We start from the raw sequence: 7,823 nt of genomic DNA on the forward strand, positions 1-7,823 counted from the left end.
GCCGTGGGAACCGCCAATTGGTCGACATACCGTGATGAAGCTGCAACCGCGCTCCGCCCCGGACCCGCCTAGACGATCTTGGTCTTCTCCGGCATCACCCGCCGCGACACCCGCGCCACGACGTCCTGGTAGTGCGCGCCCAGCACCCGGCCGAACTGGTGCAGCAGGTGGGCGTCGATGCCGACGAGGACCCGCGCCTTCCCGCCGAGCACGCCCTGGTCGAGGATGACCGCGGCGGCGCGCTCGGGAGTCATCCGGGCCAGCTTCTGGTCGAAGAGGTTCGCGGTGGCGGCCTTGTCCTCGCGGCCGGAGACCCGCGCGTTGCGCGCGATCGCGGTCTTGATGCCCCCGGGGTGGACGGCGGTGACGCCGACGGGGTGGCCGCCGGCGAGCATCTCGATGCGGATCGCCTCGGTCATGCCGCGGACGGCGTACTTGGTCGCGTTGTAGATGCTCTGGCCCGGCATCGCGACCAGGCCGAACAGCGACGACAGGTTCACCAGGTGGCCGTCGCCGGAGGCGATCAGGTGGGGCAGGAACTCCTTGGTCCCGTTGAGGACGCCGGTGAGGTTGATGCCGACGATCCAGTCGATGTCGTCGTACTCCAGGTCGACGAAGTCGCCGGCCAGGGCCACGCCGGCGTTGTTGACCATCACGTTGACGCGGCCGAACTGCTCGGCCACGGCGGCGGCGTACGACGCCATGGCGGTGCGGTCGGCGACGTCCAGCCGGTCGGACCGGACCTCGCGCGCGCCCGCCGCCTTGACCAGGTCGACGGTCTCGGCGAGGCCCGCCTCGTCGACGTCGGAGATCGCCAGCAGCGCGCCGCGCCCGGCGCAGTCCACCGCCAGGGCTCGGCCGATGCCGGAGCCGGCGCCGGTGATCACGACGACCTTGCCGTCCAGGGTCCTCATGCGGTCACGTCCTCACGGGTCGGGGTAGGGAGCGGCGTCCGGTGGTACGCCGCGGCGTCGAACGACGAGAGCTGCGCGCGCATCGTGAACGTCGCGCGCGGCCAGAGCGTGGTGTTGCGGCCGTGCCGGTCGAGGTACCAGCTGGAGCACCCGCCGGTGCTCCAGACCGTGCGTCCCATCCGGCGCTGCAGGCGGTCGTTCCAGCGGTCGGTCGCGTCCTCGGTCGGCTCGACGGCGGCGTACCGGCCCTCGCGCATCGCTCGCACCGCGGCGCGCAGGTAGGCGACCTGCGACTCGATGACGAAGACCATGCTGGAGTGGCCGAGGCCGGTGTTCGGACCGACCCGGAAGAACAGGTTGGGGAAGCCCGGCGCCGTGGTGCCCTTGTACGCCGACATGCCGCGCTCCTCCCAGACCTCGGCGAGCGTGCGGCCGGTGCGACCGGCGATGCGCGACGCGATCGGCAGCTCGGTGGTGAAGAACCCGGTGGCGACCACGATCGCGTCGACCGGCCGCGCGGTGCCGTCGGCGGTGACGATCGCGTCCTCGGTGACCCGGGCGATGCCGTCGGTGACGAGCTCGGTGTTGTCGGCGGCGAGGGCCGGGTAGTAGGTGTTGGAGATCAGCACCCGCTTGCAGCCGAGCGCGAAGCTCGGCGTCACCCGTTCGCGCAGGGCCGGGTCCGCGATGCCGCGACGGATGTTGGCCAGCGCCAGCTGCCGGGCCGGCCAGGCGATCCGGCGCTCGATCGTGAACGCGGGGACGTACGACTCGCGCGCCCAGTAGATCCCCGTGCGGTAGGCGCGCCGCAGTCCCGGCAGCTTGCGGAGCGCGGCCCGCTCGAGCGCCGAGTAGCGCCGGTCGGAGCGCGGGATGACCCACGGCGCGGTGCGCTGGTAGACGTCGAGGTGGCCGACGGTGCGCTGCAGCTCGGGGACGATCTGGATCGCGGACGCGCCGGTGCCGATCACGGCCACCCGCTTGCCGGCCAGGTCGGCCGCGTGGTCCCAGCGCGCGGAGTGGAAGAGGTCGCCACGGAAGTCGGCCAGCCCGTCGATGTCGGGCAGCCGCGGTTCGGAGAGCGCGCCGGCCCCGACCACCAGGGTGCGGGAGCGGATGACGCCGCGCGACGTCGTACACACCCACTGGCGGGCGTCGTCGTCCCAGCGCGCGTCCTCGAGCCGGGTGTCGAAGACGAAGCGGTCCAGGACGCCGGCCTCGCGCGCGACCCGCTGGAGGTAGGCGTGGATCTCGGGCTGCGCCGAGAAGGACGAGGTCCAGTCGGGGTTCGGGGCGAAGGAGAAGGAGTAGAGCTGGCTCGGTACGTCGCAGGCCGCACCGGGGTAGGTGTTGTCGCGCCAGGTGCCGCCGACGTCGCCGGCCTTCTCGAGGACGAGGAAGTCGGTCTCGCCGTCCTCCTGCAGCTTGATCGCGGCGCACAGGCCGGCGAACCCGGCGCCGACCACCAGGTGTTCGACACGCGACGGAGGGAGCATGGATCCGACCGTACCCATTATTGAACGACTGTCAATAGATAGGATGGCGGGCGTGACCCAGTCCGCGCGCACCCGGCTCAGCCCCGACGAGCGCCGCGCCCAGCTGCTCGACCTCGGCGTCCGGCTGCTCGCGACCCGCTCGATCGAGGAGCTGAGCATCGACGTCCTGGCCGAGGAGGCCGGGATCTCGCGCGGCCTGCTCTACCACTACTTCGGCAGCAAGCACGCGTTCCGCGAGGCCGTCGTACGCCGCGCGGCCGACGACCTGATCGCCCAGACCGTGCCGCCCGCGGACGGCGAGCTGGAGGAGCGGCTGCTGGTCTCGGTGACGGCGTACCTCGACTACGTCCTCGCCAACTACGAGGGCTACCTGTCGCTGGTCAAGGCGGCCGCGAGCGGCAACGAGACGCTCCGCGACATCTACGACGAGGCGCGCTCGGTGCTCACGGACCGGATCTTCCGCGAGGACGCCGAGGGCGAGATCCTCCCCGACACCCCGCTCACCCGGCTGGTCGTGCGCGGCTGGTCGGCGATGACCGAGGAGCTCGTGCTGACCTGGCGCGCCGACCCCAACGGGGTGTCCCGCGAGGAGCTGATCGGCATCCTCGCGGGCTCGCTGCGCCCGCTGATCGAGGCGTCCCTCAGTCGCCCCTGACGACCTCCGCCAGTTGGTCGAGACCCCAGTTCAGGTCCTCCTCGGAGACGACCAGCGGGGGAGCGAGGCGGATGGTCGATCCGTGGGTGTCCTTGGCGAGGACGCCGCGCGCCATCAGCGCCTCGCAGACCGCGCGGCCGGTGCCGACCGCGGGGTCGACGTCGACGCCGGCCCACAGGCCACGGGTGCGTACGCCGACCACGCCGTGCCCGACGAGCGCCTCGAGCCGCTCGCGCAGGACGACCCCCAGGTCGGCGGCGCGGGCCTGCGGCTCGCCGGTCGCGAGCAGGCCGACGACAGCGGTGCCGACGGCGCAGGCCAGCGGGTTGCCGCCGAAGGTCGAGCCGTGCTGGCCGGGGCGCAGGACGCCGAGGATCTCGCGGTCGGCCACCACGGCGGAGACGGGGACGATCCCGCCGCCGAGCGCCTTGCCCAGCAGGTAGAGGTCGGGGACGACGTCCTCGTGGTCGCAGGCGAACGTCCGGCCGGTGCGGCCCAGGCCCGCCTGGATCTCGTCGGCCGCGAACAGCACGTCGTGCCGCGTGCACAGCTCGCGCAGGCCGCTCAGGAAGCCGTCGGGCGGGATCACCACGCCGCCCTCGCCCTGGATGGGCTCGATGAGGACGCCCGCGGTGTGCTCGGTGATCGCGGCCTCGACGGCCGCGAGGTCGCCGTACGGGACCATCACGAAGCCGGGGGCGAACGGGCCGAAGTGGTCGCGCGCCTCGGGGTCATCGGAGAAGCCCACGATGGTGGTCGTGCGCCCGTGGAAGTTGCCGGCGGCCACGATGATCTCGGCCCGGTCGGGGGCGATGCCCTTGACCTCGTAGCCCCACTTGCGGATCACCTTGATCGCGGTCTCGACCGCCTCCGCGCCGGTGTTCATCGGCAGCACGAGGTCCTTGCCGCACAGGTCGCCGAGCGCGGTGCAGAAGTCGGCGAACCGGTCGTGCACGAAGGCCCGGCTGGTCAGCGTGAGCCGGTCGAGCTGCTCGTGCGCGGCCTGCAGGAGGGCCGGGTGGCCGTGCCCGAAGTTGAGGGCGGAGTAGCCGGCGAGCAGGTCGAGGAAGCGGGCGCCGTCGACGTCGGTCATCCACGCGCCGGCCGCGTGCTCCACCACCACCGGCAGCGGGTGGTAGTTGTGCGCCGTGCGCGCCTCTGCGCGCTGGAACTGCTCCGTGCTCGAGTCGTGCTGGGTGGGGATGGCCGTGGCCGTCATCTTTCGCCTCCTCGGGTCGGTCGTGCGGATTGTCTGACAATCTGTGCGGCCCAGGCTAACGCGGATCGCCGACGATCAGAACCGGATTGCCCCGCTCGGAAGCGGTCAGATCTCCGCCGTACCGGCCGAAGGCCTACCTCGTGACCTCCCCGTCCGGATCCGTACCGTCACCCGATCCCGGCATGCCCTGGTGGACCCAGGGCTGGGTGGGCGGGGCGCTCGTCACGGCGGTCGTGGGCGTCTTCTTCACGACCGGCGTCGAAGTGGTGGTGCCGCTGCTGGAGCCCGTGCCGGCCGCGGTCGCGGTCGCCGACGAGCCGCCTGCCGAGCCGAGCACGTTCGCGCGGTCGGCCTCGTCCTCACCCCCGCCGTCGGGTACGCCGTCCGCGTCGCCCTCCCCGTCAGCGGCTCCCACCCCTTCGGCCGCTCCCTCGGCTGCCCCTGCTGCTTCCCCCACGGCCGCGCCTGTGGCGACGCAGCCCGTCGCGACCGCTGCCCAGAAGCGGGCGCAGGCCCGCCGGGCGCGGCTGCGCCGGGAGCGCCGGGCCGCCCGCGAGCTGGCCGTGCTGGCGCGCAAGACCTTCGAGAGCTGGGGACCCATCTCGGGGACCTGGGTGCTCCCGGTGGCGTCGTACCGCAGGCTGTCGAGCACGTACGGCGAGACCGGTCCGCACTGGGAGTCCATCCACACCGGTCAGGACTTCTCCGCGCCGACCGGCACGAAGGTCCGCTCGGTCACGGCAGGGATGGTCACCTTCGCCGACTGGGACGGCCCCTACGGCAACAAGGTGGAGATCACCCACCCCGACGGCAACGTGACCTGGTACGCCCACCTCTCCCGCATCGACGTCGCCGTGACCGACCAGGTCAGCACCGGGCAGGTCATCGGCCTCGTCGGCTCCACCGGCAACTCCACCGGCCCGCACCTGCACTTCGAGGTGCGCCCCGACGGCGGGGACGCCGTCGACCCGGTCGCGGTGCTGAAGGAGCACGGCGTCAAGCTCTGAGTCGCCCTCAGTCCAGCCGTACGGCGACCCGCGTGTCGCCCGGCCTGCTGGCGAGGGATACGGATCCGCCGTGCGCGGTGACGATCGCCTGGACGAGGGCGAGCCCCAGGCCCGCGCCGCCCTCGCGGTGGCGCGAGGCGTCACCGCGGGCGAACCGCTCGAAGGCGTGGTCGACCAGCTCCGGTGGGAAGCCGGGGCCGTCGTCGTGGACGGCGAACCCACCGGGACGGGCCGTGACCGTGACGGTGGTGCCCGCGGGGGTGTACTTGCGGGCGTTGGTCAGCAGGTTGGTCACCACCTGGTGCAGCCGCTGTTCGTCGCCGACTACCTCGACCGACTCCTCGGGCAGGTCCAGTCGCCAGTGGTGCTCCGGCGCGAGGACGCGGGCGTCGGAGACCGCCTCGAGCAGGAGCCGGGTCAGGTCGACGGGCTCGCGCTCGAGGGGACGGCCGGAGTCGAGCCGCGCGAGGAGCAGCAGGTCCTCGACGAGCGCGGTCATCCGCCGCGACTCCTCCTCGACCTTGCCGAGCGCGATCGAGCCCGCCTCCGCGTCGTCGGGGCGGCGGCGGGCGAGCTCGGTGTAGCCGGCGATCGTGGCCAGCGGCGTACGCAGCTCGTGGGAGGCGTCCGCCACGAACTGGCGGACCTGCATCTCGCTGCGGTGCCGCGCCGTCAGCGAGTCCTCGACGTGCGCGAGCAGGGTGTTGAGCGCCGCGCCCACCTGCCCGACCTCGGTCCGCTCGTCGGTGAGGTGCTCGGGCACCCGCTCGGCCAGGTCGATCTCGCCCTCGGCCAGCGGGAGCGCGGCCACGGTGTGCGCGGTCGCGGCCACCTCCCGGAGCGGGCGGAGCTGGCGGCGTACGACGGCCAGGCCCACGCCGAGCGCGAGCACGACCCCGGCGGCGGTCAGGAGGAGCTCGACGCGGATGAGCGAGGTGACCGTGTCGTCGACCTCGGACGTGGGCAGGCCGCTGATCCGGGTGACGCCGTCGGCTCCCTCGTCGACCGCGATCCGGTAGCTGCCGAAGCCGGGCAGGTCCACGGCGTGTGCGTCCCCGTCGGCGTCGAGGTCCGAGAGGACGTCCAGGGCTCCGGTGGTGAGCGCACGTTCCCCGTTCGGATCGTCGGTCAGGACCACGCCGGCGAGCGTGCCCGTCACGTCCGAGGCGAACAGCGAGCCCTTGGTCTGGCGTGGCCCGCGCCCGTCCGGCGGGGCCGGACGGTCTCCCGGATCGAACATGTCCCGCTCGACGAGCATCGCCCGTCGGCTGGCCTGCTCCACCTCGGCGTCGAGCTGGGAGAACAGGTAGGAGCGCATCGCCAGCGCGGTGGCGACGCCGATCAGGATCGAGACCAGCGCGACGAGGGCCGTCGTGGTGACGACCAGCCGCGAGGTCAGGGAGCGGGGGCGGAGGTCCATGCGCTCACGAGGCCGGCTTCAGCACGTACCCGGCCCCGCGCATGGTGTGGATCATCGGCTCGCGACCCGCGTCGATCTTCTTGCGCAGGTAGGAGATGTAGAGCTCGACCACGTTGGCCTGGCCGCCGAAGTCGTAGTTCCAGACCCGGTCGAGGATCTGCGCCTTGCTGAGCACCCGCTTCGGGTTGCGCATCAGGAAGCGGAGCAGCTCGAACTCGGTCGCGGTCAGCAAGATCTCCTGGCCGGCCCGGAACACCTCGTGGCTGTCCTCGTCGAGCGTCAGGTCGCCCACGGCCAGCACCGACGACTCGGCCGCCTGCCGCGCGCCGGCCCGGCGCATCAGCCCGCGCAGCCGGGCGACCAGCTCCTCCAGGGAGAACGGCTTGGTCACGTAGTCGTCGCCACCGGCGGTCAGTCCCGCGATCCGGTCCTCGACCGCGTCCTTGGCGGTCAGGAACACCACGGGCAGCCCCGGGTCCACCCCACGCATCCGGCGCAGCACCTCGAGGCCGTCGAAGTCGGGCAGCATCATGTCGAGCACCACCGCGTCCGGCTGCGCCTCCTTCGCCGCCGCGACCGCCTTGGTACCCGTGTGCGCGGTCGTGACCTGCCACCCCTCGTAGCGCAGCGCCATCGAGATGAGCTCGGCGATGTTGACCTCGTCGTCGACGACGAGCACGCGCAACGGTGATCCGTCGGGTCGGGTCAGCTCCATGCCGGACACGATCCCGACGCTACCTGTGAGAGTCCTGTGAGTGCTCTGTGGCGAGCTCAGGACCGTCGCTGGTTGAGGTGCGAAGGACGAAGTCCTGAGCCTCGAAACCCGGCGAGCTGAGAAACAGCGTCGGGTACGGCGGCCGCGGACTCCGGTCGGCTCACCGATGGTTCACCGCGGGCGGCCCTCGTCGTACCTGGTCGCGGTCGCTTGCAGGTTGGCGGCTGGCTCGGGTCGACCGCTGTGGTCACCGCTCAGGAAGATCAGTACGCCGGACGCGTCGGTGCCGCTGGTTGAGGTGCGAAGGACGAAGTCCTGAGCCTCGAAACCCAGCGAGCCGGGAAGCAGCGATGGGTTGCGGCCCCTTGTCGGCACGCGGCTGCTTCAAAGACCACAG

Annotated in this window: 8 protein-coding genes; 2 read left to right on the plus strand and 6 right to left on the minus strand. The window is 72.3% G+C overall.

Annotation, left to right across the window (positions count from 1 at the left end):
* Nucleotides 1–68: 68 nt before the first annotated feature.
* Together VMF51_RS14535 and VMF51_RS14540 are read right to left on the minus strand one after the other, a co-directional pair.
* Nucleotides 69–914, minus strand: a complete 846-nt coding sequence (locus tag VMF51_RS14535; protein WP_325475162.1) for an SDR family oxidoreductase — start codon at nt 912–914, stop codon at nt 69–71.
* On the minus strand, nt 911–2,410 hold the full coding sequence (locus VMF51_RS14540; protein WP_325475163.1) for an NAD(P)/FAD-dependent oxidoreductase: 1,500 nt from the start codon (nt 2,408–2,410) through the stop codon (nt 911–913). Before VMF51_RS14540 ends, VMF51_RS14535 begins: the two co-directional genes overlap by 4 nt.
* A 52-nt stretch (nt 2,411–2,462) precedes the next feature.
* On the opposite strand from VMF51_RS14540, the gene VMF51_RS14545 reads away from it, so the two are divergent.
* Nucleotides 2,463–3,065 (plus strand): TetR/AcrR family transcriptional regulator, encoded by a 603-nt coding sequence (locus VMF51_RS14545; protein ID WP_414689474.1) that lies wholly within the window; start codon nt 2,463–2,465, stop codon nt 3,063–3,065.
* Here the strand turns inward: VMF51_RS14545 and rocD are convergent.
* Together rocD and VMF51_RS14555 are read right to left on the minus strand one after the other, a co-directional pair.
* Nucleotides 3,052–4,284 (minus strand): ornithine--oxo-acid transaminase, encoded by a 1,233-nt coding sequence (gene rocD / locus VMF51_RS14550; protein ID WP_325475165.1) that lies wholly within the window; start codon nt 4,282–4,284, stop codon nt 3,052–3,054. The two genes, VMF51_RS14545 and rocD, sit on opposite strands and share 14 nt — an antisense overlap.
* Nucleotides 4,285–4,417: 133 nt before the next feature.
* Complete coding sequence (locus VMF51_RS14555; protein WP_325475166.1) at nt 4,418–4,699, minus strand: hypothetical protein; 282 nt, start codon at nt 4,697–4,699, stop codon at nt 4,418–4,420.
* Between the two features lie 52 nt (nt 4,700–4,751).
* On the opposite strand from VMF51_RS14555, the gene VMF51_RS14560 reads away from it, so the two are divergent.
* Nucleotides 4,752–5,291: a M23 family metallopeptidase gene (locus tag VMF51_RS14560; protein ID WP_325475167.1), complete on the plus strand. Its 540-nt coding sequence runs from the start codon at nt 4,752–4,754 to the stop codon at nt 5,289–5,291.
* 7 nt (nt 5,292–5,298) lie between these two features.
* Here VMF51_RS14560 and VMF51_RS14565 read toward each other — a convergent pair whose 3' ends face one another.
* Nucleotides 5,299–6,711, minus strand: coding sequence for a sensor histidine kinase (locus tag VMF51_RS14565; protein ID WP_325475168.1), 1,413 nt, complete (start codon nt 6,709–6,711; stop codon nt 5,299–5,301).
* A 4-nt stretch (nt 6,712–6,715) separates the two neighbouring features.
* Nucleotides 6,716–7,426, minus strand: coding sequence for a response regulator transcription factor (locus tag VMF51_RS14570; RefSeq protein ID WP_325475170.1), 711 nt, complete (start codon nt 7,424–7,426; stop codon nt 6,716–6,718).
* Between the last annotated feature and the right edge of the window lie 397 nt (nt 7,427–7,823).

Origin of the sequence: Nocardioides sp., assembly GCF_035503875.1 — a bacterium.
Lineage (GTDB): Bacteria > Actinomycetota > Actinomycetes > Propionibacteriales > Nocardioidaceae > Nocardioides.